General features: G+C 74.3%; 28 protein-coding genes. 10 read left to right on the plus strand and 18 right to left on the minus strand.

Annotated elements, in window-relative coordinates; translation table 11 throughout:
- Positions 1-63: 63 nt before the first annotated feature.
- The 4 genes from ACTMTB_RS04905 to ACTMTB_RS04920 all read right to left on the minus strand — a co-directional run bounded on the left by ACTMTB_RS04905 (position 64) and on the right by ACTMTB_RS04920 (position 2,827).
- Positions 64-345 (minus strand): hypothetical protein, encoded by a 282-nt coding sequence (locus ACTMTB_RS04905; protein WP_441142755.1) that lies wholly within the window; start codon positions 343-345, stop codon positions 64-66.
- Between the two features lie 160 nt (positions 346-505).
- Positions 506-1,075, minus strand: a complete 570-nt coding sequence (locus tag ACTMTB_RS04910; RefSeq protein WP_441142757.1) for an N-acetyltransferase — start codon at positions 1,073-1,075, stop codon at positions 506-508.
- Between the two features lie 126 nt (positions 1,076-1,201).
- Positions 1,202-2,098, minus strand: coding sequence for an aminoglycoside phosphotransferase family protein (locus ACTMTB_RS04915; RefSeq protein ID WP_441142759.1), 897 nt, complete (start codon positions 2,096-2,098; stop codon positions 1,202-1,204).
- A gap of 78 nt (positions 2,099-2,176) precedes the next feature.
- On the minus strand, positions 2,177-2,827 hold the full coding sequence (locus tag ACTMTB_RS04920; RefSeq protein ID WP_441142761.1) for a VOC family protein: 651 nt from the start codon (positions 2,825-2,827) through the stop codon (positions 2,177-2,179).
- Between the two features lie 98 nt (positions 2,828-2,925).
- On the opposite strand from ACTMTB_RS04920, the gene ACTMTB_RS04925 reads away from it, so the two are divergent.
- Positions 2,926-3,465: a DUF4240 domain-containing protein gene (locus ACTMTB_RS04925; protein WP_441142763.1), complete on the plus strand. Its 540-nt coding sequence runs from the start codon at positions 2,926-2,928 to the stop codon at positions 3,463-3,465.
- A 235-nt stretch (positions 3,466-3,700) separates the two neighbouring features.
- On the opposite strand, the gene ACTMTB_RS04930 is transcribed toward ACTMTB_RS04925, so the two are convergent.
- Entirely contained in the window at positions 3,701-4,210 is a 510-nt protein-coding gene (locus tag ACTMTB_RS04930; protein ID WP_441142765.1) for a hypothetical protein, read from the minus strand.
- Between the two features lie 194 nt (positions 4,211-4,404).
- On the opposite strand from ACTMTB_RS04930, the gene ACTMTB_RS04935 reads away from it, so the two are divergent.
- From ACTMTB_RS04935 to ACTMTB_RS04955, 5 genes are all read left to right on the plus strand, one after another.
- Entirely contained in the window at positions 4,405-5,211 is an 807-nt protein-coding gene (locus tag ACTMTB_RS04935) for a class I SAM-dependent methyltransferase (protein ID WP_441142767.1), read from the plus strand.
- Positions 5,212-5,330: 119 nt separating this feature from the next.
- Entirely contained in the window at positions 5,331-6,509 is a 1,179-nt protein-coding gene (locus ACTMTB_RS04940; protein ID WP_441142769.1) for a sensor histidine kinase, read from the plus strand.
- Positions 6,499-7,689, plus strand: a complete 1,191-nt coding sequence (locus ACTMTB_RS04945; protein ID WP_441142771.1) for a hypothetical protein — start codon at positions 6,499-6,501, stop codon at positions 7,687-7,689. The genes ACTMTB_RS04940 and ACTMTB_RS04945 overlap by 11 nt, the downstream gene beginning before the upstream one ends.
- On the plus strand, positions 7,659-8,375 hold the full coding sequence (locus ACTMTB_RS04950) for a response regulator transcription factor (RefSeq protein ID WP_441142772.1): 717 nt from the start codon (positions 7,659-7,661) through the stop codon (positions 8,373-8,375). Before ACTMTB_RS04945 ends, ACTMTB_RS04950 begins: the two co-directional genes overlap by 31 nt.
- A 73-nt stretch (positions 8,376-8,448) precedes the next feature.
- Positions 8,449-9,189: a hypothetical protein gene (locus tag ACTMTB_RS04955; protein ID WP_441142774.1), complete on the plus strand. Its 741-nt coding sequence runs from the start codon at positions 8,449-8,451 to the stop codon at positions 9,187-9,189.
- On the opposite strand, the gene ACTMTB_RS04960 is transcribed toward ACTMTB_RS04955, so the two are convergent.
- The 3 genes from ACTMTB_RS04960 to ACTMTB_RS04970 form a co-directional block, all read right to left on the minus strand.
- Entirely contained in the window at positions 9,144-10,091 is a 948-nt protein-coding gene (locus ACTMTB_RS04960; protein WP_441142776.1) for a GlxA family transcriptional regulator, read from the minus strand. The genes ACTMTB_RS04955 and ACTMTB_RS04960 overlap by 46 nt on opposite strands.
- A 5-nt stretch (positions 10,092-10,096) precedes the next feature.
- Positions 10,097-10,705 carry an isochorismatase family protein gene (locus ACTMTB_RS04965; RefSeq protein ID WP_441142779.1) on the minus strand — a complete coding sequence of 203 codons (609 nt, stop codon included), beginning with the start codon at positions 10,703-10,705 and terminating at the stop codon, positions 10,097-10,099.
- A gap of 128 nt (positions 10,706-10,833) precedes the next feature.
- On the minus strand, positions 10,834-11,583 hold the full coding sequence (locus ACTMTB_RS04970; protein WP_441142781.1) for a lysophospholipid acyltransferase family protein: 750 nt from the start codon (positions 11,581-11,583) through the stop codon (positions 10,834-10,836).
- 134 nt (positions 11,584-11,717) lie between these two features.
- Here ACTMTB_RS04970 and ACTMTB_RS04975 point away from each other — a divergent pair, with 134 nt between their 5' ends.
- Complete coding sequence (locus ACTMTB_RS04975; protein WP_441142783.1) at positions 11,718-12,365, plus strand: alpha/beta hydrolase; 648 nt, start codon at positions 11,718-11,720, stop codon at positions 12,363-12,365.
- A 51-nt stretch (positions 12,366-12,416) separates the two neighbouring features.
- On the plus strand, positions 12,417-12,779 hold the full coding sequence (locus ACTMTB_RS04980; RefSeq protein ID WP_334571502.1) for a VOC family protein: 363 nt from the start codon (positions 12,417-12,419) through the stop codon (positions 12,777-12,779).
- A 31-nt stretch (positions 12,780-12,810) separates the two neighbouring features.
- Here the strand turns inward: ACTMTB_RS04980 and ACTMTB_RS04985 are convergent, their stop codons facing one another.
- Both ACTMTB_RS04985 and ACTMTB_RS04990 read right to left on the minus strand, forming a co-directional pair.
- The gene (locus tag ACTMTB_RS04985) at positions 12,811-14,871 is read right to left on the minus strand and encodes an amylo-alpha-1,6-glucosidase (RefSeq protein WP_441142785.1); all 2,061 of its coding nucleotides are present in this window, start codon (positions 14,869-14,871) and stop codon (positions 12,811-12,813) included.
- Positions 14,871-15,242: an SCP2 sterol-binding domain-containing protein gene (locus ACTMTB_RS04990; RefSeq protein WP_357611182.1), complete on the minus strand. Its 372-nt coding sequence runs from the start codon at positions 15,240-15,242 to the stop codon at positions 14,871-14,873. The genes ACTMTB_RS04985 and ACTMTB_RS04990 overlap by 1 nt, the downstream gene beginning before the upstream one ends.
- Before the next feature lie 147 nt (positions 15,243-15,389).
- Between ACTMTB_RS04990 and ACTMTB_RS04995 the strand changes: the two genes are divergently transcribed.
- Positions 15,390-16,499 (plus strand): DNA glycosylase AlkZ-like family protein, encoded by a 1,110-nt coding sequence (locus ACTMTB_RS04995; RefSeq protein WP_441142788.1) that lies wholly within the window; start codon positions 15,390-15,392, stop codon positions 16,497-16,499.
- Between the two features lie 69 nt (positions 16,500-16,568).
- On the opposite strand, the gene ACTMTB_RS05000 is transcribed toward ACTMTB_RS04995, so the two are convergent.
- The 6 genes from ACTMTB_RS05000 to ACTMTB_RS05025 form a co-directional block, all read right to left on the minus strand.
- Entirely contained in the window at positions 16,569-16,985 is a 417-nt protein-coding gene (locus ACTMTB_RS05000) for a CBS domain-containing protein (RefSeq protein WP_088960657.1), read from the minus strand.
- Positions 16,986-17,049: 64 nt separating this feature from the next.
- Complete coding sequence (locus ACTMTB_RS05005; protein ID WP_441142790.1) at positions 17,050-17,739, minus strand: TMEM175 family protein; 690 nt, start codon at positions 17,737-17,739, stop codon at positions 17,050-17,052.
- A 96-nt stretch (positions 17,740-17,835) separates the two neighbouring features.
- Positions 17,836-18,276: a PPOX class F420-dependent oxidoreductase gene (locus ACTMTB_RS05010; protein WP_441142792.1), complete on the minus strand. Its 441-nt coding sequence runs from the start codon at positions 18,274-18,276 to the stop codon at positions 17,836-17,838.
- Positions 18,277-18,405: 129 nt separating this feature from the next.
- Positions 18,406-19,431 (minus strand): aspartate-semialdehyde dehydrogenase, encoded by a 1,026-nt coding sequence (locus ACTMTB_RS05015; RefSeq protein ID WP_441142794.1) that lies wholly within the window; start codon positions 19,429-19,431, stop codon positions 18,406-18,408.
- A 72-nt stretch (positions 19,432-19,503) separates the two neighbouring features.
- Positions 19,504-20,850 carry a M16 family metallopeptidase gene (locus ACTMTB_RS05020; RefSeq protein WP_441142796.1) on the minus strand — a complete coding sequence of 449 codons (1,347 nt, stop codon included), beginning with the start codon at positions 20,848-20,850 and terminating at the stop codon, positions 19,504-19,506.
- The gene (locus ACTMTB_RS05025) at positions 20,847-22,139 is read right to left on the minus strand and encodes a M16 family metallopeptidase (protein ID WP_441142798.1); all 1,293 of its coding nucleotides are present in this window, start codon (positions 22,137-22,139) and stop codon (positions 20,847-20,849) included. The genes ACTMTB_RS05020 and ACTMTB_RS05025 overlap by 4 nt, the downstream gene beginning before the upstream one ends.
- A 107-nt stretch (positions 22,140-22,246) precedes the next feature.
- On the opposite strand from ACTMTB_RS05025, the gene ACTMTB_RS05030 reads away from it, so the two are divergent.
- Positions 22,247-22,990: a phosphodiesterase gene (locus ACTMTB_RS05030; protein ID WP_441142800.1), complete on the plus strand. Its 744-nt coding sequence runs from the start codon at positions 22,247-22,249 to the stop codon at positions 22,988-22,990.
- Here the strand turns inward: ACTMTB_RS05030 and ACTMTB_RS05035 are convergent.
- On the minus strand, positions 22,957-23,172 hold the full coding sequence (locus ACTMTB_RS05035) for a hypothetical protein (protein WP_179801491.1): 216 nt from the start codon (positions 23,170-23,172) through the stop codon (positions 22,957-22,959). The two genes, ACTMTB_RS05030 and ACTMTB_RS05035, sit on opposite strands and share 34 nt — an antisense overlap.
- A gap of 94 nt (positions 23,173-23,266) precedes the next feature.
- A complete protein-coding gene (locus ACTMTB_RS05040; protein ID WP_441142802.1) occupies positions 23,267-24,421 on the minus strand; it encodes an alkaline phosphatase PhoX in 1,155 nt (384 codons plus the stop codon).
- Between the last annotated feature and the right edge of the window lie 141 nt (positions 24,422-24,562).

Consider the following 24,562-nt stretch of genomic DNA (forward strand, 5'->3'; position numbering starts at 1 on the left):
CTCGTCCACGGCCACCCGATCGACATAGCCCCAGAAGTAATGGGCAAGGTCACGCCCGCTCAACTACTCCTTCAGGTATCCCGTGGCGGGATCGATCTCAGCGAGGAAGTTCCGGATGGCCTCCTCGATCTCAGGCAGCGTCATTGCGTAGCCGTCAGCTCTGGTGATCCCGAAGCCGTATTCGTGCGGCCCGCTGAGCCAGTCGAAGTCGTACTCGCCGGGCTTCTCAGCGCGCTCACGAATGCGGAAGTCCTGCCCGTCGACCGTCATCACGATCGGATCGGCCTCGGCATACCGGGGGCTCGTGTGTTCGGGCGCGAGGCCGGGCTCCGGTTCGGTTGACATGCCTGCTCCTTCCTCCGCCACCCGCCGGGCGCGCCATGGCGGGCATTCACGAGGCCTGGTTGAAGGCCCCTGTCTCGACTACGCGCACATCGTCCTTCACGTCCATGTGACGCTGCCCCGGCTAGGCCCCTACGTCACCGACGAGCCGGCGGGTTGACGCCTAGCCCGGATGCCGCATGATCCAAGTGGGCAGCGGCTCCGTGAAGGCGCGCACCACCTCCCAGCCGGCGCGGCCGTACACCTCGACGTTGTCGGGGTTGCTGGTCTCCAGGATCGCCGGCAGATCGTCTGCGGCGGCGCGCAGCAGTCCGGCTGTCATGACGGCGTGGCCCCACCGGCGGCCGGCGTTCTGCGGGTGGGTACCCAGGACGCCGAGGTACCAGTAGGGGGCGGCCGGCAGTGCCGCGTGCACGGCCTCGTCGTAGGCGTGGACGCGGGCCAGTGCGTCAGCGGGCAGTTGGGCGACGAGGTCGTCGTCCGGCCACTCGCTCTGGCTCGCGGGAGGCTCCCAGATCGCGACCGACGCGCCCCGTTCGATCGTCCAGATCGTCTCCTTGCCCACCCGCTTGTCGAAGAGGTGCCCGAAGAAGGCGGCGGCGTACCGGGGATAGGTCGCCTCGTCGGGAAACAGGTACCGGAGGACGGGGTCCTTGGTGAAGGCGGCGACCAGCGAACTGATGACCCGTTCACGGTCTTCCAGGGTGGCGACGGTGATCTCAGGCGCGGTCACAGCCTCCGACCGTATCGCAGGCTGCTCGGCCACACCCGGCCGCACAGCGGATCGGACCCGGAATACGGCTGCCCGCCGGTGAAGGCCGTGCCGGCCAGGTAGGTGTCAACAAAGCCGGCCGGGAGGTCAGTGCCGGCCGCCCAGGACCTGCGTCAGGGCGTGCGTGGCCTGCCGGACGATGCCGGGGTTGGTCTCCCAGTAGTAGGGCAGGGCCATCACGGCCTGGCACAGCGCCCAGCCACGCCCCCGTAGCCACGACGCGTCGTCGACGTCCAGTTCGGCGCGGAACCGCTCGCGGCTGGCGCCGGCGAACACGTTCCACGCCGGTTGCAGGTCGCAGGCGGGATCACCGACGTTGAGGCCGCCGAAGTCGATGACCGCCGACAGCCGGCCGTCGACGACGAGCAGGTTGCCCGGCAGCAGGTCACCGTGCACCCAGACCTCCGGGGCGTCCCATGCCGGGGCGTCGAGCGACTCCTGCCAGGATCGCAGGGTCGCCGTACCGTCGATCCGGTCGCCGAGCCGCGCGACCGCCCGCCGGACGCCCTCGTCGAGCTCCGCGAGCGGTGCGCCCCGCTTGCCGGGAAGGCGGGGGAAGGCGCCGGTGGTGTCGATCCGGCGCAGCGCGGCCACGAACGCGGCGAGATCGACCGCCGCCCGGTCCAGGTCGTCGATCGTGCCGTTCGCGTTCTCGCCCGGCAGCCACTCGCAGACCGACCAGTCGAAGGGATAGCCCTCGGCGGGACGCCCCATCGCCACCGGCACGGGCAGGGCCAGCGGCAGGTGCGGTGCGAGCTTCGGCAGCCACTCCGCCTCCTGGGCTGCCTGCCTGGTGGCCCAACCGATCCGCGGCAGCCGGACGACGAGGTGCTCACCGAGCCGGTAGATGTCGTGGTCGGTGCCGTACGACGGGACCCGCCGGATCGGCAGCCCGGCCCAGTGCGGGAACTGTCCGGCCAGGAGGCGACGGACCAGGTCGACGTCGGTCTCGATCTCGTCGGCGTGCATCTTGAGAGCGCTCATCGCGGCCATCCTCAGCGAACCGGGGTGAGCGCCGCAACCGAGTTGCCGGCGGGCCCCGCCGGGGCGGCTCGCCGACGTTCAGTCGCGGCCCAGCCAGGTGGCCACGCACGCTTCGTTGCCCTCAGCGTCGGCCAGCACCCACCACGTCGGGGCGTTCCGGTCGGTGACCAGGCGACCCCCGGCGGCGAGCGCCGCCGCGATGCGCGCCTCGGCCTGGTCGTGCGGCACGGAGACGTCGACGTGCAGCCGGTTGCGCGCGGTGCGCCGGACGTCCATCTGCTGGAACCAGAACGAGGGCCCGTGGCCGTGCGGGTCGACGAGGTCCTCGGGCCCCTTGTCCCGGTAGCCGAGCAGGGCGCGCCAGAACGGCAGCACCTCGGGGATGACGAGGGCGTCGACGGCGACGTTGACCTGCTGGAGGGCGGCGGGGTCGGCGGGCACGTCCAGCTCGCGCGCCGCCTCGGAGATCTGCCGGGCCAGCGTGACGTCGCGTTCGCTGGGCCAGTCCACGTCGGGCGTCAGCAGCCGTACGGTCACGCCGTCGGGCCGCAGGTCGACATGGGGATGGTGGCCCGCTGCGTGGGCGAGCCCGCCGATCGCCGCCACCAGGGCGACGCCCCGGGCGAACGACCCGGTGCGGAAGTGCGCGCAGGTCGCGTGGAAGAGCATCCGCCAGTCCTCGACGCCGTCGAGCCGGTGGAACTCCCGCGGCCTGATCCGCCCGGTCACGGCCCCAATCTAGCCCCGTGGGCGTCCACCCGGCCGCCCGACGACGGCCGGCCGGAAGCGGCGGGCCGGTTGTCGGTCCGGCTCGCTACCCTCCGCCGGTGACCGACACCGCTGACGCGATCCAGGTGCCCACTGTGGAGGACGAGGCCCGCTTCTGGGCACTGGTCGAGGCCGCCTGGGAGCGGCTCGGCCCGGAGCCGGCGGCGCTGCGCCGGGCCCTGGCGACCCGCGACCCGGAGGCCGACGACGTCGACCCGTACGCGATCGACGACTGGCTCGACCCGTTCCTCGCCAATCTCCGGGCGCTCTGTGCCGAGCTGTCCGGCCGGGAGCTGACCGACCTCGACCGCGTCGTCGAGCGGAAGCTCCACGACATCGACCGGGAGGACGTCCACGAGGTGACCGACGGCTCCGACGACGGGTTCCTCTACTGCCGGGGCTGGATCGTCGCGCTGGGTCGGGCGTTCTACGAAGCCGTGCGCGCCGACCCGGGGATGGCCGTGCTGGACGCCGACTGCGAGGAAATGTGCTACTTCTTCGCCCACCTGCACGAGGAACGCTTCGGGGAGTGGCCCGACACCGGCTCCGGCATCTCGCGGGAGTCCACCAGCAACGCCGCCGGCTGGGCGGCGAGCTGACCGACGGTACGACGACCGGTCGCGAGACCGGGAGACCCGGCCAGGCCCCGGTGCGGACCCGCCGGGGCGGCGGCCGCGAACCGCCGCCCCGGCTCGCCCCCGGCGGGGCGGGGGTGCGGCGCGCGTCGCACCGACCACCAAGGGGGGTGAGTAATCGGTGCGACGCGGCCTGACCGACGCCGGGGCGGGGCGGAGGGGGGGAATGGGGGTGAGGTGCCCCGCCCGGCGTCGGAGCTCAGCTGGCGGTCGGGGCGGCCGGCTTGTGGCCGCCGCCCGGGCCCCCGGTACGGGTGGTGTCCTGCGGGTTGGGTCGCGCGTCCGGCTTGCCGGTCGGGTGGCTGGGCGGGACCGAGGGGCGGTGGGACGGCTTGCCCTTCTCGGCGGCGAGCAGCGTGGCGCAGTAGTCGGCCACCTGCTCCCGGCCGCCGGCGGTGGTGATCAGCACGGTGAAGGCGGAACTCTCCAGCGCCTTGCCCGGGTTGTCGCCGGCCTTGGCGGTGTAGGCGCGGCAGAGGCCGACCAGGGACGGCGAGGGGCTGCCCTTCGCGTCCGGCGACTTCTCGCCCTTCGCCTTGTCGGCGGGGGCGCCGGTGGCGTGCGCCGAGGGCTTGGCGCTCGCCCCGGCCAGCGGATTCGGCAGGGCGTGGTTCGCGGCGGCGAGCGCCACCCCACCCGTGGCGGTCACGGCGAGCGCCGTGGCACCGACCTTCAGGGTGAGCAGCTTCGCCAGTGCGGTGTGCAGCATGAGGTCTCCGGTCTTGGGGGATGACGGAGTGGCGGTGTGCCCGGGGCGCCTTCCGGACCACACCTTCCGTGCCCCTCAGCGCCGGCCTCCCCCGATACGTCACACCGGCCCTCCATGAGGGCGACGCCGGACCCACCCGCGATGCGGCGCGGAAACCGGGTGACGTCCGGCGCACCGGCCCCCACCATCGACGGATGCCACCGACCCGATCACCCGAGCCGGACATCCGCCGCTACTACACCGACGTCTACGACGAGGCCGGCCGACTGGACCGCACGCCGCAGGGGCGGCTGGAGCGAGCCCGTACCCGGGAGTTGCTGGCGCGGCTGCTGCCGCCGCCCGCGACGGTGCTCGACCTGGGCGGCGGCCCGGGGGCGTACGCGGGCTGGCTGGCCGCCGCCGGCCACCCGGTGCACCTGGTCGACCTGGTGCCGGCGCACGCGGCGGCGGCCCGGCGCGACCACCCGGTGGCGAGCGCCAGCGCGGGCGACGCGCGGCACCTGCCCTACGCCGCCGCCAGTGTGGACGCCGCGCTGCTGCTCGGCCCGCTCTACCACCTGACCGAGCGGGGCGACCGGGTCACCGCGCTGCGGGAGGCCGCCCGGGTCACCCGTCCGGGCGGGCCGGTGCTGGCCGCCGCGATCAGCCGCAACACCCCGATGATCGACCTGGTCCGGCAGGGCCGGGTGGACGACGACACCCGGCCGGCGATCCTGGCTGCGTACGCGACGGGGGTCAACGACCCGGCCACCGGTTTCACCACCGCCTACTTCCACCGCCCCGAGCAGCTGGTGGACGAGTTCACCGCCGCCGGGCTGCCGGCGGTCACCGTGTACGGCATCGAGGGTCCGCTCTGGCCGGTGCTGGAGACGCTCGGCGCGGCCGAGGAGTCCACAGTGTTCCGCGAGGCGGTCGCCTGCGCGCGGGCGTTCGAGTGCGACCCGGCGGTGATCGGGGTCAGCTGCCACCTGCTCGCCGCCGCGACGGTGGGAGCCTGGTGACCTGTCAGCGACACGACGCGTACCGAAGGTGATCGGAACGGACGTACCGTGCTATTCTCCGTCGTCGATCTACCGCTGCGCGGACCCGGACGGGTCGCTGCCCGAAGGACGCCTCCCCGATGTCGGCCGTACCCGCTCCGACCTCGCCGCCGTCGCTGTTGGACCGGCCGGCCGGTGGCGCGTTCACGCTCATCTTCACCACCCTGCCGGCCCTGCTGCGGCTCACCTGCGGGCTGGTCGGGGCGGTCACCGCGCTGACGGTGCGCACCCCGCCGGTGCGGACCGGGGCGCTGCTCGTGGCGGTCGCGGTGCTGACGGCGTGGTCGGTGCTCTACGCCGTCCGCGCGCTGCGCGCCGGGATCGGCCCCGCGCTGGTCACCGGGGACGTGGCCCTCACCACGGCGGCATGCCTGCTCATCCCCCACCTGGTCGCGCCGGAGGTGCTGCCGGGTGAGGGCAGCTGGATCGCGGTGCTGGCCAGCACCACGGTGATCAACACGCAGGCCACCGCCGCCGCCCGCTGGTCGGTCCCGGCGGGGCTGCTGCTCACCGCCGCCTACGCCACCGGCGCCACCGCCGCCGGCAACCCGGCCGAGGCCACCGCCCACGCGGCGACCCTGCTCGGGCAGACCGGGCTGGCGGCGATGATGACCGCCGTCATGCGCCGGCGGATCGGCCGGGCCGACCGGGCCTTCGCCGCCTACCAGGGGTTGCGCCGGGACGCGCTGATCGCCCGTACCGCCCGGGAGGCGGAGCGACGGCAGAACCGGGACCTGCACGACACCGTCCTCGGCACGCTCACCATGGTCGGCCTCGGTGCGGTGCCCGACGGGTCACCCGCGCTGCGCCGGCGGGCCGGGGCCGATCTGCGTACCCTCGTCGGGCTCGCCGACGCGCGGTCCGCGCCGGTCGGCGGCCGGGTCGCGGTCGACGAGCGGTTGCGGGCGGTGCGCGACGCCCATCCGGAGCTGGCGGTGACCGCCGAGCTGGCGCCCTGCGCCGCCCCGACAGCGGCCGCCACCGCGCTCGCGGACGCCACCGCCGCCGCGCTGGCCAACGTGGCCCGGCACGCGCCCGGCGCCACCGTGACGCTGCGGCTGACCACTGAGGCGGAGACCGTCGTGGTCGAGGTGGTCGACGACGGTCCCGGCTTCGACCCGGCCGCCGTCCCGGCCCACCGGTACGGGCTGCGCGAGTCGGTACGCGGGCGGCTGGCCGAGGTCGGCGGGCACGCTGAGGTGACCTCCGCCCCTGGCGAGGGCACCCGGATCCGGTTGGAATGGCCCCATGTCGGCTGACCTCGACGCCGGCCCGGTCGCCGTACCCCGGGTCGATCCGTCCCCGGCGAGCCTCCCGCCGCCGGACGACGTCCCGGCGGTCGACGTGGCCCGCGCCTCGGACCGGGGCGCCCGGATCGCGGCCGTCGCCATCGCGCTGGTCTGGCACGCGGTGATCGGGTTGCCGGCGCTGCTGGGGTCGTGGTCCGAGCTGGCGGCGCCGGCGGTGGTCGCGGCCGGCTGGCTGGTCGTCGCCGCGACCGGCGGGTACGCCGCGGCCCGGCTGCTGGGCGGGGCCCGGCCGCCAGCGCTGCCGCTGGTCGCGGTGCTGCTGGCGGTGGACGCGGCGGTCTTCGCGGCCAGCGGGCGGGAGCTGTTGTTCACCGCCGCCAACTGGGTCTGGGGCACCCTCGGCTGGTTCTTCGTGCTGGTGCTCTGGGGGCGGCGGATCCCCTGGCTGCTCGCGCTGCTCGCCGCCCACTCGCTGATCGCGCTGGCCGCGCTGCTCGGGCACGGCGCGACCGCCCCCGCCGACCTGACCCGGTACGTGATGTACGTCTACGGCACGTCGTCGCTGCCCATCGCGGTCTTCACCGGCGCGGCGGTGATCGCCGGCCTGGCCCGGCAACGCGCCGCGACGGCGACGGCCACCTTCGCGGTGGCCGCCGAGCGGGACGCCGCCGAGCGGGCCCGGCGGGAGCGGCAGGCCCGGCTCGCCCTGGTCAGCGGCGCCGCCGAGGAGGTGCTGGCCGAGCTGGCCGACGGGCGCGCCGACCCGGCCGACCCGCTGGTGCAGCGCCGGTGCGTGCTCGCCGCGGCCCGGCTGCGCCGGCTGATCGCCGAGTCGGACGACGTGCCGGACCCGCTGCTGCACGAGCTGCGCGCCGCCGCCGACCTGGCCGAGCGGAACGGCCTGCCGATCGACCTGGTGGCCATCGGCACGCCCCCGCTGCTGCCGGTGGAGGTCCGCCGCCGACTGGTGGACCCGCCGACCGCCGCGCTGGCCGAGGCGCGGCGCTGGGCCCGGCTGACCGTGGTCGCCGGCCCGGACGAGGTGGTGGTCAGCCTGGTCACTCCCGAGGTGGACGATTCCGCCGGGACCGGTCCGCCCAGCCACGTCGAGGACGACGGCCAGGTGGAGCACGTGCAGGAGCGGGACGGGGAGATCAGGTGGACGCAGACCCGGTGGCGCAGGACGTGAGCGGTGACCGGCCCGTCGGGGTGGCCATCGTGGACGACCACCCGGTGGTGATCGACGGGGTGCGGGCCTGGCTGGCCGCCGAGCCGCAGCTGCGTGTCCTGGCCACCGGGGACGATCCGGACCAGGTGCTGCGGGACGCGCCGGACGCCGACGTGGTCCTGCTGGACCTGCGCCTGCACGGACGGATGGTGATCGACAAACTGGCCGAGCTGAGCGCCGCCGGTCGGCGGGTGGTGGTCTACTCCGAGCACACCGACCCGGCGACGATGCTCGCCGCGCTGGACGCCGGAGCGGCGGCGTTCCTGGCCAAGCACGAGGGGCGAGAACACTGCGTGGCGACCGTGCTGGCCGCCGCCAGCGACCGCCCGTACGTACCACCGGCGCTGGCCGGGGCGATGGTGGGCGACCCCCGCCCCGACCGTCCGGCCCTGTCCGACAAGGAACGGGAGGCGCTGCTGCTCTGGTTCCAGTCGATGTCGAAGGCGTCGGTGGCCCGTCGGATGCGGATCAGCGAGCACACCGTCAAGCAGTACGTGGACCGGGCGCGGATCAAGTACACCCGGGCGGGCCGGCCGGCGGCGACCAAGGCGGCGCTGCTGGCCCGGGCGATCGAGGACGGCCTCGTCCGACCGGAGGAGATCGGCATCTACCGGTCGCAGGCGGCGGCCGACCGGCCGACCCCCTAACGGCTGTCATGACAGGCCCGGCGGGCTGGGCGAGGCTTACCGGCAGGAGGTCAACCGCCGGGAGGTCGTGACGATGCGCGAGGACGCGTCCCCGTTCTTCATCGCACCGCACCGCTTCGACGCGCCGGACGACGAGCTCCGGCCGGTGCTGGACCGGCGCTACGAGCTGGTCCCCGAGCCGGGCGAGCGGGTGTTGCGGCGGCTGCGTACCCCGGTGGCCGGTTGCCTGCTCAGCCCCACCGGCACCCGGCGGCAGTGGGTGCTGCCCGCGCCGGCCACCGTCACCGTCACCGACCGGCGGCTGGCGTACGTGTGCGCCGGCGCCGAGTTGGCCGTGGTCTCCGGGCGGGACGGCCGTAGCGACGCCCGGCACCGGCGCGCTCTTCGGCTGTCCCGCCTGGTCAGCGGGCAGATCCGCTGGCAGTGGCCGTCCCGCCTGGAGCTGCCGCCACCCGCCCGGCCGACGGCGGAGCGGTCCGCCCCGGACTCGACGGCCGACGGGGAGCTGCTGGTGGTCTGCGACGCGCTGCGGACCATCCAGCAGCCGGCGCTCGCCCTCGGCGGTCCGGCCGACACGGTGACGGAGCTGGCCCGGCTGGTCCGCCGGTCGGTGGCCACGTTCCGGCTGAGCCACCCGGACCTGGTCGAACTCTCCCCGCCGGAGCGCGACGAGCTGGCCCGCCGGGCGGCGCCCGGTCCGCTGGACGGGGTGGTCCGGGTGACGCTGCCCGGCTCGCTGCCGGTGGAGTTCCTGTCCCGGGACGACTACTACCGCACGCCGGCGCCGTCGGCGCGGGACGCGGTCGGCGAGTGAGCCCGGGCCCGTAGCCGGCGCAGCATCCGGGCGTCGGTGAACCCGACGGCCCGGGCGGCGGACTCGACGGTCGCGCCGTGCCCGATCAGGTGCTCGGCCCGCTCGACCCGCAGCAGCTGCTGGTAGCCGAGCGGCGTGAGCCCGGTGGCCTGGCGGAACAGCCGGGTCAGGGTGCGTTCCGCGACCCCGCCGGCGGCGGCCAGGTCGGCCAGCGGCAGCGGCTCGGAGAACCGGCTGTCGATGAGGTCCTGCACCCGGTGGGCCGCGTCGGACAGGTGCGAGCGGTGCCGCATCATCGCGCTGGCCTGCTGCTCGTGCCCGTTGCGCCGGGCGTAGACCACCAGGGTTCGGGCGATCCGGGCGGCGGCGGCCGGGCCGTGCCGGGTGGCCACCAGGTGCAGCGCCACGTCGATGCCGCTGGCGATGCCGGCGGAGGTCACCACCCGATCGTCCACCACGTAGAGCACGTCCCGGGCCACCCGGGCGGCCGGGAAGACCCGGGCCAGGTCGTCCTGCACCTCGTGGTGGGTGGTGCAGCGCCGCCCGTCGAGCAGGCCGGCCCGGCCGAGCGCGAACGCGCCGGCGCAGATGCTGGCCACCGTGCCGCCGCAGGCGTGGTGGTCGGCCAGGCGCCGCAGGTCGTCCCGGCCGACCGGCCCCGCCGGGCCGTGCGCCCGCGGCCGCCAGCCGGGTACGACCACCAGGTCGTCCGCGTCCAGCTCCGGCCACCCGGTGGCGGCCCCCAGCGGTACGCCCTGCACGGTCGGCACGGTGTCCCGCTCGGCGACGTAGTGCAGCCGGTAGTCGTACCCGTTGTCGGCGGCGGTGGAGAAGACCTGGGCCGGGCCGGCCAGGTCCAGCAGGTGCAGCTGCGGGACCAGCAGGAAGACGACCCGGGCCATCGGGGTCAGCTCCGCGCGCCGACCGGGGTCGCCCCGGCCACCTCGTCGACGGTGCGGACGGTGGCGAAACGGCCGCCGAGGGCATACTCCGTCCGGGCGGTCATCTCCTCGCCGGAGAGGGTGCGCGGGTCGGCCAGGATCTCCTCGACGGTGGCGGTCGGCGGCAGGTCCCGGTGCGGGGTCGGGAAGGTCACCGTCGCGTCGGTCACGAACGTCATCTCGTAGCCCAGGTCGCAGCCGACCCGGGTGGTGGTCTCGACGCACTGCTCGGTACGGATGCCACAGACGGCCAGCTCGCGGATGCCGGCCATGGTGAGGAGCTGCTGGAGGTTGGTGGTGGTGAAGGCGTTGTGGGACGTCTTGACCAGGGTGGGCTCGCAGGCCACCGGGGTCAGCCCCTCGATCAGCCGAACGTGGCCGAGCGCCGGGTCGAAGACCGTCCCGCTGCCCGGCTCGGCGTGCAGGACCCAGACCACCAGGTCGCCTCGGCGACGCGCGGCGTCGACCAGCCGGTCGACCTGGCGCACGATGTCGGGCTGCGACGCGTGGGCCCAGATCGGGCGCTGACGGAAGGACTCCTGGACGTCGATGACGACGAGTGCTGCTCTGCTCATGGCTTTGATCCTGGCCGGGTGGCTGCCGGGGCGGCAGACACCATCATGCCCGGATGCGGAACGATCCGGTCACCGCCCCGGCCCACGGGAGTCGGGGCGTCGTGCGGGGCGGTGCCGGAGCGGAAGCCTCAGGAGGCGGTGGTGCGCCGCCCGCGCCGGTCCAGCTCGGCGGCCTCCTCCAGGGTGGGGGCGGTGCCGCCGAGGTGGGCCGGCTGCCACCAGGCGTCCTCCGGGCCGGCCGGCTTGTCCGGGTACTCCCGCTGGGCGCGGTCCACCAGGGCCGACAGCCGGCTCTTCAGCTCGACGGTCATGGCGTTGGTGTCCGGCCAGTCGGCCGGGTCCATCGGCTCGCCGAGCAGGATGGTGATCGGGGTGTGCCGGCGGGTCAGGTTCTTGGGCCGGCCCTTGGTCCAGAGCCGCTGGGTGCCCCAGACCGCCACCGGCAGCAGCGGCACGCCGGCCTGCTGCGCCATCCGGGCGGCCCCGCTCTTGAGCTCCTTGACGGTGAGCGAGCGGCTGATCGTCGCCTCGGGGAAGACGCCGACCACCTCGCCGCGCCGCAGCGCGCCCACCGCCGCGTTGTACGACCCGGCGCCGGCGCGGCGGTCCACCGGGATGTGCTTCATGCCGCGCATCAGCGGGCCGGAGACCTTGTGCGCGAAGACCTCGTGCTTGGCCATGAACCGGACCAGCCGGCGGGATTCGTGCGCCCCGTAGCCGCAGAAGATGAAGTCGAGGTAGCTGACGTGGTTACTGGCCAGCACGGCCCCGCCGGTACGCGGCACGTGGTGGCTGCCATCGACGGTCAGGCGCAGGTCGAGGACCCGGAACATCGTCTTGGCGGCGGCGATCACAGGGGGGTACACGAGTTCCGACATTCGCCAACTTTACCCCGCGTAGGTTACGGACCCGTAGGGCCGGAGACGGCCCCGGTGTTGCGGCCCCGGGTCCGTCGCTCTGCCGCTGGCAGAAGGGCTCGCCCCGGCCTGCGCCCGCGGCCCAGGATGGCGGGATGACGGAACGCGCGGTGCTGCTCTGGATCCACGGCGGTGGGTGGCGTGGGCGGTCGGACGAGGACGGGGCGGCCCTGCTTCGGCTCGGGCTGCGGGTGGTGGCGGCGACCTACCGCTTCTCCCACCAGGCGCACTGGCCGGCGCAGCTCGACGACGTACGCCGGGCGGCGCGGGCCGCCCGGGACGAGGCGGGCGGGCTGCCGCTGCTCGTCGCCGGCGACTCGGCCGGCGGCACCCTGGCCCTGCACCTGGCGCTGCGCGGGATCGACCGGCCGGACGACGTCGCGGCGGGGCTGGCGTACTGGCCGGTGAGCGACCCGCTGGACGACGAGTGGCGCCGGTCGCGGGCGCCCGACGACCCGTGGGCCGACCTGCTCGGCCACCCGCCGGCCGCCGGTGACCCCGCCACCGTCGACGCGACCGTCGCCAGCCACCTCGGCAACCGGGTGCCGGTGCTGCTGGTGCACGGCACCGGCGACGCGGCCGTCCCGGTGGGCCAGTCGGTCGCCCTCACCGGGGCGCTCGTCGCCGCCGGCCATCCCACCCACACCTGGATCACCCACGGCGGCCACGCCCCGGCCCTGGACCGGCCGGACATCCGGGCGGTCACCGCCGGGTTCCTCGACACCGTCCTGCCGGCCCGCTGACCGGTGGGGAAATCCTCCGCCGCAAGGAGTCGGCGGGGCTACCGTCGACGCATGCCGGAGCTGCACTCCATCGTGATCCACTGCCGCGACCCGTACCTGCTGGCGCCCTTCTGGAGCGTGGTCACCGGGCTGCCGGTGGTGCCGGAGGACGAGGCGAAGCTCGCCGACCGGGCGCTGGACCCGGGCGAGTCGGTGCTGCTGCGCGACCCGCACGGGCACCGCCCCGACGTGTGGATCTCCCCCGTGCCCGACCTGCCCGCCCCCGGTCGGATCCACCTCGACCTGGTGGGCGACGCCGAGGAGCGGGCCGACGTGCTGGCGGCCGGCGCCACCGTGGTCCGAGAGCTGCCGGGCTGGACGGTCCTCGCCGACCCCGAGGGCAACGAGTTCTGCCTGCTCCCCCACCGGCCCTGAGCGGGCGGCGGGAGAGCAGGCGGAACGCGGCTCAGTCGGCCAGCTTCTCCAGGTCCAACCGGCCCCGGGCGAAGGCGTCCACCCGACCCCACCGGCCCGGGATGTCCAGCACTTCGATCCGCCCCATGCCCACCGGCAGCATCGGCTCGACCGCCAGGTGCCCCTCGTGCGGCTCCAGCCCGAGCATGGTGCGCAGCAGCAACAGCGGGGTGCCCGTGGACCACGCCTGCGGGCTGCACGCGGTCGGGTACTCCACCGGGAACTTGGTCTGCTCCCGGGGATAGCCGCCGAACGCCTCCGGCAGCCGCCCGTTGAAGTACCGGGCGGCGTCGAGGATGCCGCTGGCGATGGTGGCGGCCTCCTCGTTGAAGCCGTACCGGCGCAGGCCCCAGGCGATGAAGGAGTTGTCGAAGGGCCAGATCGTGCCGTTGTGGTAACCGATCGGGTTGTAGCGGACCTCGCCCTCGGCGAGGGTGCGCACGCCCCAACCGGAGAAGAGCCGGGGACCGACCAGGTGGTGGGCGATCTTCTCGGCCCGGTCCTGGTCGACGATCCCGCTCCACAGCAGGTGCCCGATGTTGGAACTCAGCGTGGCGCACTGACGCCCCTCCGGGTCCAGGGCGAGGGCGTAGTACTCGCCGTCCTCCACCCACCAGTCCCGGTTGAACCGCTCCTTGAGCTGCGCCGCCTCCCGCTCCAGTTGGTCGGCGTACCCCGGGTCTTCCCAGAACTCCCGGGCCATCCGGGCGGCGCGCAGCTTCGCGTCGTACGCGTAGCCCTGCACCTCACAGGTGGCCCGGGGGAACGGCGGCAGCGTGCCGTCGCGGTACTGGATCGAGTCCCAGGAGTCCTTCCAGCACTGGTTCTCCAGGCCGGTCTCGCTGTTGCGCCGCTCGTACCAGATGTAGCCGCTGCCGACCAGGTCGGCGTAGTCGTCGATCCACTTGAGCGCGGCCCGGCACTCCCGTTCCAGCTCGCGGACCAGCGCGACGTCCCCACTCCACTTCTCGTACTCGTCGAGCAGGATCACGAAGAGCGGCGTGGCGTCGACCGACCCGTAGTACGGCGAGTGCGGCTGCTCCTCGAAGGCGGCGGTCTCGCCGTAGCGCATCTCGTGCAGGATCCGGCCCGGATCCTCGTCCCGGAAGTCGTCGAACCGGGTGCCCTGCAGGGCGCCCAGGATGCGCAGCGTCGTCTTGGACAGTTCGGGGGCGAACGGCAGCACCTGCAGGCTGGTCAGGATGCTGTCCCGGCCGAACATCGTCATGAACCAGGGCAGGCCGGCCGCGGGGAGCGCCGCGCCACCGAGCGACAGCGGCGAGAAGCGCAGCGCCGCCAGGTCGATCAGACTGCGCCGGTAGGTCGACGCCAGCTCCGGGTGTTCACTGTTGACCTTGGGAGCCTTGGCCACCCACTCCTGGAGGTCGTGCTCAAGGGCGAGCCGCTCGGTGCCGTGCGCCCGCACACCCATCCGCAGGTCCCGACCGCCCGGGCCGAGCGCAGCCGTGTCCACCTGGATGGCGGTGTCCCACTGCTCGTTGGGCTCCAGGTGGACGCTGAACGCGAACCCGTTCTTGTCGTAGCGGGCCGGGCGGGACGCCGTGATCACCGTCTCCCGCCGGAAGTTGCCCCGCCGGTAGCCCAGGCGCAACCGGTCCGCCTCCACCTCCGTGTAGATCTCGCCCTTCTTGTTCAGGATCTCGTCCTTGACCTGGAACAGGTCGGCGAAGTCGGAGCCGGCGTCCATCCGGATTTCCAGGTCCACCGGCTTCTCGTCGTGGTTGAGGATGGTCACCTGCTCACGGAAGCTGCCGCCCACGGCGCGCTCCCGGATGATCGACAGCTTGGCGTCGATGTAGTGGGTGGCCATGCCGGGCACCAGGAAGAACCGCGCCTCGTAGTACTGCAGGTCGTCGAAGGAGAGCGCGTTGAGCCGCTCGCCGTTGACCGTGAGCACCCACTTCGACAGGAAGCGGGTGTCGAGGGAGAACAGGCCGGTCGGCTCGCTCGGCGTCGCCTCGATGTCGCCGGTGTCCTGGGAGACGACGAAGGTGTTGCCGTCCAGGATGCGGATCATGTTGCTCTGCGCCATCAGCGGGCCTCCCTGCGGTATTCGTGACGGGGGCCGGTGGAGGTGACGGGACCCGGGAAGATCCGTTCCACCTGGAGCAACAGTCGCGGGTTACCCGAGACGGTCATGTCGCCCCGCAGCACCGCGGCGATCGCGTTCTCGCGGCCCGCGACCATGTCTCCGAAGAACACCGGATCGGTGCCGATCACCGTGTCCGCCTCCCGGTCCTCCTGGCTCACCTCGAGCCTGCCCCGGTCGATCTGGAGCAGCCAGTGCGTCGTCTGCGCCCCCTCGTGCAGGTCGAAGCGCAACGTCCCCGAGGTCTTGTCCAGCAGGGGCTCGTAACCCCGCCGGTCGAGATCCTCGAAGAACCTCGTGGTCGGGTCCACCATCCACTCCCCCCGTCGATCCACGGCATCACGACGTACGCCGACCGGGTCCCCGTCCGGCACGCCGTCAACCTCGCCCGGATCGGGTGAGTCCGGGCGGGCGTCGTACCTGCGCAGTAGCCTGCTCGACGGACGACGACGGGAGGGCCGATGGCGGCGGTGCCGACGGTCGACCGCGGCCGGGTGCTCGCGCACCGGGCCGCGGCGCAGCAGCTCGACCGGCCCGGGCTGCGCCCGGCCGACCTGGCGGTGCTCGACCTGGGCGTGCAGGACACCCCCTACGGCTCGGCCCGGCTGGCGCTGGCCGCGCGGGGTGCCGACGGCCTCGACGACGACCGCCTGGAGCTGGTCTGGGCCGCCCGGGGAGCGCCGCACCTGCACCGCCGCGCCGAGCTGACCGGGCTGGCCGCCGCGCTGTGGCCGCTCAGCGACGCCGACGCCGCGCGCCGGGTGGCCGGGCGGATCCGCGCCGGGGTGACGAAGCTCGGCACGGTCGCCTTTCAGCGCACCGCGCAGGCCTTCCGGGAGGTGGTCACCACCGCCATGGACAAGGGCGCGGTGAGCCGGGCGGTCACCGACCGCATCCCCGCCGAGCTGAGCTACGACTGCGGGCCCTGCGCGGCGCGGCACGTCTCCGGGTCCCTCTTCCAGCAGGCCGGGCTGGTCGGCGGCGTCCGGCTGGAGGTGTCCGGGCGGGGGGCCCGGCTGGCGCCGCTGGCCGACCGGCCGCCCCTGCCCACCCGGGCGGCGGGCACGGCGGGCCTGGTGCTGGCGTATCTCCGCCTGCTCGGGCCGGCCACCGTGGCGGACGTGGCCGGCTTCCTGGGCACCTCCGCCACCGAGCTGCGAGCGGTGTGGCCGGCGGCCGAGCTGACCGAGGTCCGGGTGGACGGCCGGCGGGCGTGGCTGCCCACCGACCGCCTGGACGCGCTGCGCGGCGCCGAGCCGCTGGACGGCGTCCGCCTCCTGCCGACCGGCGACCCGTTCCTCCAGGCGCGGGACCGGGACGTCCTGGTCCCCGACCGGGCGCACCAGCGAGAGCTGTGGCGGATGCTCGGCAACCCGGGCGCGCTGCTGGTCGACGGCGAGATCAGCGGCACCTGGCGGGCCAGGCAGTCCGGCCGGGGTCGGCTCGACCTGACCGTCGCCCCGTTCACCCGGCTGTCGGCTCGGGCCGGCGAGCGGATCGAGGCGGAGGCCGAGACGGTACGACTGGCCCGTGGGGCGTCCGCCGTGACGGTCCGGGTGGAGTCCGCCTGAGGGCACCCCGGGCAGGACGGACGCCGGCCCCCACGAGGGGAGCCGGCGTCACGACCCGCGGCGGACAGGTCAGTTGTTGGGCTCGTCGGCGCTGATGTCGGCCAGCACCGACTGCGGCTCCCGCTCGACCGCCAGGTCACCCATCGACACCAGGCCGACCAGCTTGCCGTCGTCGATCACCGGCAGCCGGCGTACGGCGTAGGTGCGCATCAGGTCGGCCGCGGCGACGGCGTCGTCGTACTGGCTGACCGTCACCACGTCCTTGCTGGTGACCTGGTTGAGCCTGGTGGTGTTCGGATCCATGTTCTCGGCCACCGCACGGACCGTGATGTCCCGATCCGTGACGATGCCGACCACGTCGTCTCCCGCGGTCACCACCACGTCGCCGATCGCGCTGTCGCGCATCTCCTGCGCCGCCGCGGTGAGCGTGTCGTTGCCGTCCATCGTCACCAACCGGGTCGTCATGAACTCTCCGACCGTTGTCATGGTGCTCCCCTCTCGGTGTCGGCAGGCCCCGTCTACCCGCCACGCAGCAGCAGGTAACGCGTGCTCACCGGTGCCGCCGCAGCCGCCGCCGCAGGTCGTAGAAGCCGTTGCTGGACAGCGCGTAGAACAGCGGCAGCAGCAGGAAGATCACCAGTGCCACCGGCACCGCGCCCAGCCAGCCGACCAGCGCGGCGACCGCGTACCCGCCGATGCCGAACACCGCCCGACCGCGTTCGACGGCGAAGAACCGGGCCGGGACGCGCTCCTGCAACAGGTCCTCGTGCCGGCTGAGGTAGTGGTAGAGCCCGAGCCAGGCGGCGGAGAGGATCACCCCGACCGCCGCGTACAGCACCACCGCCACCGTCTCGTCGGCCCGGTCGCCGGCCTGCACCGACCGGGAGACGACGACCGTGGCGAACGGCAGCAGCGCGGTGCTGAAGAGCACCCCGAGGTTCCACCAGTGCAGGCCGCGATCGGTGCTGCGGATGCGGTGGAAGGTGCCCTTGTGGTTGAGCCAGCCCACCGCGACCCACAGGTACGACGTGACGTACGCCAGGTAGGTGGGCCACTGTTCGAGCAGGAGGTGCCCCATCCCGCCGGGGTGCACCTCGGGCGGGTTGAGCTCCAGGACCAGCACCGTGATGATGATCGCGAAGACGGCGTCGCTGAACCCGACGGCCCGTGCGGTGTCCGACCGCAGCGCCGCCTCCTCCTGCGCCGCGACCGGTCCCGGTCGTGCCCGCTCGGCGCTCATCGGCTCCCCCGTTCCCGCCGGCCGTGCGGTCGCCGGCGTTACGCAGGAGCCCCGTATACCCGCCGGGCCGCCGCCACACCGCCGCCGCGACAGCCCCTAGCCGGGCGGGGGCATGCCGTAGAGCCGCTCGACGTGCAGGCGCAGCACGAGGCGCCGCTCGGCGACCATGGCGGCGCGGAAGTCGTCCCAGTCGGGGTGTTCGCCCTGCACCGCCCGGTAGAGCCCGATCAGTTCCTCGACGGTGGGATCGTCCGGTCCGGCCGCCACCGGGGTCAGCTCGGCCCGCGCCTCCGCCACCGCGTACGCCCACCCGTCGTCGCTGCTGACGTGGAAGCTGGCCCGGGGGTCGCGGCGCAGGTTGGCGGTCTTGGCCCGGTCGTCGGTGACCGAGACGCGGATCAGCTCCCGCTCGCGGTCGAAGGCGTAGAGCACGTTGGACAGCTGCGGCCGGCCGTCCCGTTTGATGGTGGCGAGCACGCCGACCCGGCGGCCGGCGATGAGATCGGTCAGGGCCGCTCGGGCCCGTTCGTCCGCCATGGGATCCTCCGCGTCGACGTCGACGGCGTGGTACGCCGCGCGGGCGACACACCTGAGAGGCACCAATATGCCCGTCCGGCGGGTCGCCCGCACCCGGATCGACCGGTCCCACCGCGCCGGGCGGGTCGCTCAGCGGAGTTCGGCGGCGACCAGCTCGGCGATCTGGACCGCGTTCAGCGCGGCGCCCTTGCGCAGGTTGTCGTTGGAGCAGAACAGCGCCAGGCCGTGCTCGACGGTCTCGTCGGCGCGGATCCGGCCCACGTACGTCGGGTCCTGGCCGGCGGCCTCCAGCGGGGTCGGCACCTCGGCCAGGGCCACGCCGGGCGCGCCGTCGAGCAGCTCGCGGGCCCGCTGCGGGGTGAGCGGCCGGGCGAACCGGGCGTTGATCTGCAGCGAGTGACCGGTGAAGACGGGCACCCGGACGCAGGTGCCGGAGACCTTCAGCCCCGGGATGTCCAGGATCTTGCGGCTCTCGTTGCGCAGCTTCTGCTCCTCGTCGGTCTCGAAGGAGCCGTCGTCGACGATCGAGCCGGCGAGCGGGAGCACGTTGAAGGCGATCGGCCGGGCGAAGGAGCGCGGCGTGGGGAACTGCACGGCGGCGCCGTCGAAGGCGAGCGCGCTGGCGTCCTCGGCGACCTTGCGGACCTGCTCGTCGAGCTCGGCGACCCCGGCCAGGCCGGCCCCGGAGACCGCCTGGTACGTCGAGACGACCAGGCCGACCAGCTCCGCCTCGGCGTGCAGCGGGCGCAGCACCGGCATGGCGGCCATCGTGGTGCAGTTCGGGTTGGCGATGATGCCCTTCGGGCGGACGGCGGCGGCGTGCGGGTTGACCTCGGCCACCACCAGCGGCACCTCCGGGTCCATCCGGAACGCCGAGGAGTTGTCGATGACCACGGCGCCGGCGGCGGCGACCCGGGGGGCGAACTCCTTCGCGGTGCCCTTGCCCGCCGAGAAGAGCACGATGTCCAGCCCGGAGTAGTCGGCGGTCGCCGCGTCCTCGACCGTCACCTCGCCGTCGCGCCAGGGCAGCGTGCGCCCGGCCGACCGGGCGGAGGCGAACAACCGCACCTGCTCCGCCGGGAAGTCGCGCTCCGCCAGCACCTGCCGCATCACGCCACCGACCTGGCCGGTGGCCCCCACAATGCCGATCCTCATGCCCGCGAGGCTACCCAGGCGGCCGGTCCGGGCGGGAATGCTTTCCCACCGCCCGGACCGGATTCGCCCCGATCAGAGCGTGGCGTCCGTCACCTCGCCGAGCCCGGTCGCGATGAGTTCGTCGCGGATCACCGCCGCGTCGCCCTCCACCACCAGGGTCAGCGACTCCGGGTGGAGGTGGGCGGCGGCCGCGGCGGAGACCTCCGCCACGTCGGCGGCGAGCAGCGCCTCCCGCAGCCGGGCGTGGTAGTCGTCCGGCAGGTCGTGCACCACCAGGGTGGTCAGCGCCGACGCGATCGCCCGCGGGCTCTGCAACTCGACCGACAGCTGGCCGGCCCGCCAGGAGCTGGCCACCGCCAGCTCGTCGGCGGTCACCCCGCCGACCCGGGTACGGGTGATCTCCCCGACCGCCTCCACCAGGGCCGGCGCGGTCACCGCGTTCTGCACGCCGGAGCTGACCGCGAACCGGCCGAAGCGGCGGGACGAGGCGAAGTCGCCCCGGATGCCGTACGTGTAGCCGCGCACCTCCCGGATCAGGTGGTTGAGGCGGGAGGTGAACGCCCCGCCGAGGACCGTGCCGGCGAGCGTCATCGGCACGTGGTCCGGGTGGGCGCGGTGCGGCGACGGGTGCCCGAGCCGCAGCGTCGACTGCACCGAGCCGGGCCGGTCCACCAGGAGGATCCGCCGCCCGGTGTGCAGCGGCACCTCGATCGGGCCACCGCGATCGGCGGGGCCGCCGCCGGTGCCGGCGAACGCCGCCGCGGCGAGCGCGTCCAGGTCGAGGCGGTCCAGGTCGCCGGCGACGATCAGCGTGCCGGGCCGCAGGAACCACTCCGAGTGGAAGACGGTGACGTCCTCGACGTCCAGCGCGGCCACCGAGTCCGGGTCGCCGTACATCGGGCGGCCCCACCGGTTGTCGGCGCCGAAGAGGTCGGCGCGGAGCGCCGCGTCGGCGCGCGGGCCGGGGTTGGCCCAGTCCATCCGCAGCGCGGTCGCCTCGTCGTCGCGGACCCGGCGCACGTCGTCGGGGTCGAGCCGGGGCGTACGGACCGCCTCGGCGAGCAGCTCCACCGCCGCGCTCAACCGGTCCACCGGCACCTGCACGCTGACCTGGAAGGAGTCCCAGTCCAGCCCGGTCACCAGCTCGGTGCCGAGCCCCTCGACGGCGAGCGCGAAGGTGGTGGCGTCCCGCTGGGCGGTGCCCTCCTCCAACGCCTTGGCCAGCACCCCGCCGAGCCCCTCCTTGCCGACCGGCTCGCGGCCGGCCCCGGCGTCGAGCAGCAGCACCGCCACGGCGAGGTTCTGCCCGGGCAGGTGCGCGGCGACCACCCGGCCGCCGGCGACCTCCCGGCGGACCACGGCGGGGAACCGGTACGGGCGGGGGGTGCCCGCGCCGGGACGGGCGGTGATCAGCGTCATGGGGTCTCCTCCGGCAGGTAGGTCAGGGTCACCCGGTCGTCGGCGCCGAGCAGCTCGGCGGCCTGCTCGGCGATCTGGTCGGCGGTCACCGCCAGCCAGGCCGGCAACCGTTCGGCGGCCTTGGCCGGGTCGCCGAACTGGGTGGCGTACCGGCCGAGGGTGTCCGCCCGGCCGTCCACCGTGGACATCTGCCGCCACCAGGCGGTGCTCAGCAGCGCCTTGGCGCGGTCCAGCTCGGCGTGGGTCACCGGCACGGTGGCCAGCTCGTCGACCACCTCGGCGACCCCGGCGGCCAGCCGCTCGGCGCCCACCCCGGTGCGGGCGGTGGCGGTGGCGATCAGCGGCGCCGGGGCGTGCGCCAGGTCGACTCCGTACGCCCCGACCAGGTCCGGCTGGGCGATCCGTTCCCCGTCCGCGAGGCGCTGGTAGAGGCGGCTGCCCCGGCCGCTGCCGAGCACCGCGGCGAGCACGGTGGCCACGTCGTACCCGGGGGTGCCGAAGGGGTGGGTGCGGTGCGCGACGTACACCCGGGGGGCGGGGACGTCGGTGGTGACGGTCTCGACGGCGGCCCGGCCGGTGGCCGTGACGGTCCGGCCGTCCGGCGCGGCCGGGATCTCCTCGCGCGCGGGGATCGCGCCGAAGTACTTGTCGGCGAGCGCGAAGACCTCGGCGGCGGAGGCGTCGCCGACGACGGTGAGCACCGCGTTGTTGGGCGCGTAGTAGGTGGTGTGGAACGCCTGGAAGGTGACCAGGTCGGCGGCGTTCAGGTCGGCCATCGAGCCGATCGTCGCGTGGTGGTACGGGTGGCCGGGCGGATACAGCAGCGGCAGCAGCCGCAGCCAGGCGTCGCCGTACGGCACGTTCTCGTAGCGCTGGCGGCGCTCGTTCTTCACCACGTCGCGCTGGTTGTCCAGCGTCTCCTGGGTGAGCGCCGGGACCAGGCCGCCCATCCGGTCGGCCTCCAGCCAGAGCGCCAGCTCCAGGTGCTCGGCCGGGACGGTCTCGAAGTAGTTCGTCCGGTCCGGGTTGGTGGTGGCGTTGAGGGAACCACCGGAGCCCTGGATGAGCTTCATGTGCTCGGTCTTGGCGACGTTGAGCGAGCCCTCGAACATCAGGTGCTCGAAGAGGTGGGCGAAACCGGTCTGCCCCGTCGGCTCGTGCCGGGAGCCCACGTCGTACCAGAGGTTGACCGCCACCGCCGGAGCGGTGCGGTCCTCGCTCACCACCACGCGCAGGCCGTTGTCCAGTCGGGTCGTCTCGATGGGCCAGGGGTAACCGCTGTCGGGCATGACCCGACGCTATCCGATCTCCCGGACGGAAAGGGGACTGCTCATCCGTCGGCGAGCCCACGCGGCGCGGCGGGCATCTACCGGGCGGCGCGGGGTACCGCAGCGGCATGCCGACCCCCTCGCAGTCCGTCGCCGCCGGCGCTTCCGTCGCCGTCGCCGGGGCCGCCGCCGTCCTGACCCGCTGGCGCGGGGCCCGCCTGCTGCACCCGACCGGCCGGTCGTTCACCGCCGAGGTGATGATCTGGGGTACGCCCGGACCGCCGACCGGCGTCGCGCTGCTCGACGAGCCGGGCCGGCACCGCGCCACCGTCCGGTTCTCCCGCGGCGTGCCCACCCCGGACGGCTGGCCGGACGTGCTGGGGCTGGCGGTCCGGCTGCACCTGGCCGACGCCCGGGCGTTCGACCTGCTGGTCAGCTCCAGCGGGGCCGCCCCGGTGCTGCGCAACATGCCGCTGCCCCGGCGGCGCTTCGCCGGGACGTACAGCTCGATCATGCCCTTCCGGGTGGGGACGCGGCGGCTCTGGCTGGCGGCGCTGGCCGACCCGGACTCCTCCGACCTGGGCCGGAGTCTGGCCGAGGTCGCCGCGGCAACCCGGGCGGATGCGCCGCGGCTGGTGCTCGCGGTCGCGTCCGCCGTCGGGCCGTGGCGGCCGTTCGGCCAGGTCACCCTCGGCGGGCAACTGGACGCCCGGACGGACGCCGCGCTGGCCTTCGACCCGGTGCGGAACCTGCCGGCGGGCCTGCGGATGGCGGGTCCGCTCGCCTGGCTGCGTGAGCAGAGCTACCGGGGGTCCCGCCGGGGCCGGGGCGCGGTCGATCAGTCGGGGGGTTCGATCGGGGTCACGGTCTGATCAGAGGTGCGGTGCTCCAGCACCGTGTCCGGGGCGGCGTTCTGGTCCTCCTCCCGGATGTCGGACTCGGTGAGGATGGCGTCGGCCTGCGCCTGCGCGTCCTCGCTGCCGACCGACGCCTCCTCGGGCAGCAGGTGGGCGCGGGACTCCACCCGTTCCTGGTCGCTCTGCTCGTGACTCATGCCGGGTCTCATACCCCGCCGGCCCGCCCGACACGCCACAAGATCGCCGTGGGTCGGTCCGGCGCGTGCGGCGCCGGACCGGCCGGGCGGAGACTCAGCGGAACGGGCCGCGCACCTCGTAGGTGATCCCGCCGGAGGAGGAGCCGGAGGTGCCGCGCTGGGACGAGAAGTAGAGCCGGCTGCCGTCCGGGGAGAACGCCGGGCCGGTGATCTCCGACGAGGACTGCCCGGTGATCCGGACGAACGGCGCGACCACCTCGTCCGGGGTGATCAGATTGATTTCCATGTTGCCGCCGTCCTCGGCGACGTAGAGGTCGCCGGAGCGGGCGCCGGTGATGTTGTCCACCCCGGTCAGCGGCGCCGTGCCGCCGGTCACCAGCGAGTCGTCGTACGCCAGCTCGATCCGCTGGTTGACCGCGTCGTACGCCCAGACCCGGTTGTCGCCCTTGGTGGTGAACCAGCAGGTGCCGTCGGCGTACCAGCAGCCCTCGCCGCCGTTGAACTTCTTCGCGCCGGAGACCTGCTGGCGGGTGGTGGTCGGCGAGCCGTCCGGGTCGGGCACCCGCGCCCAGCTCACCGGGCCGCTGGTGGCGGTGCCGGCGACCAGCACCTCCAGGGTGCCGGCGGAGAGGTCACCCCAGACCGTGGGGCGGAACCGGTAGAAGCAGCCGCTGCTCTCGTCCTCGGTCAGGTAGATCACCTTGCGGACCGGGTCGGCGGCCGCCGCCTCGTGGTTGAAGCGGCCGAGCGCGGGCCGGCGCACGGCGCTCGTCCCGCCCTGCGGGTACGTCTCGTAGACGTATCCCAGGCTGACCTCCTCGCAGGAGAGCCAGGTCCCCCACGGGGTCGCCCCACCGGCGCAGTTGCGGTTGGTGTTGGACAGGATCCGGTATGCCGAGGCGATCGTGCCGTCGGCGTTGAACCGGATCGCCGAGGCGCCGCCGGTGGTGGTGATCTCCGAGTTCGAGACGTAGATCCAGCCGGTGCCGGTGGCGAAGCAGGCGCCGCCGTCCGGGGCGTCGTGCCAGGTGTACGAGGTGCCGGCCACGACCTGCCGGGACCGGGCGACGATCCGGCTGGTGAAGCCGGCGGGCAGCTGGAGGCCGCGGGCGTCGGCGGTGCCGAGCGGCCCGTACGGGCCGACGCCCGGCTGGGCCGGGGCGGCGAGCGCGGCGCCGGACCAGAGGCTGCCGGCGAAGGCGGCGGCCCCGCCGGCAGCGGTGGCGCGCAGGACGGTACGACGGTCCATCGGTTACCTCCTGGGGATGCGAGCGGTGCCGATGAAGTTACCCGTGGTGGCATCGACGGAGGTAAACATGAGGCGAGGCTTTCCGGACGCCCCGGTGAGCCTTGCCCGTCCGGTCGGGTACGCTGGCCGACGTGACGCGCT

Origin of the sequence: Micromonospora sp. L32, assembly GCF_052068055.1 — a bacterium.
Taxonomy (GTDB): Bacteria; Actinomycetota; Actinomycetes; order Mycobacteriales; family Micromonosporaceae; genus Micromonospora; species Micromonospora purpureochromogenes.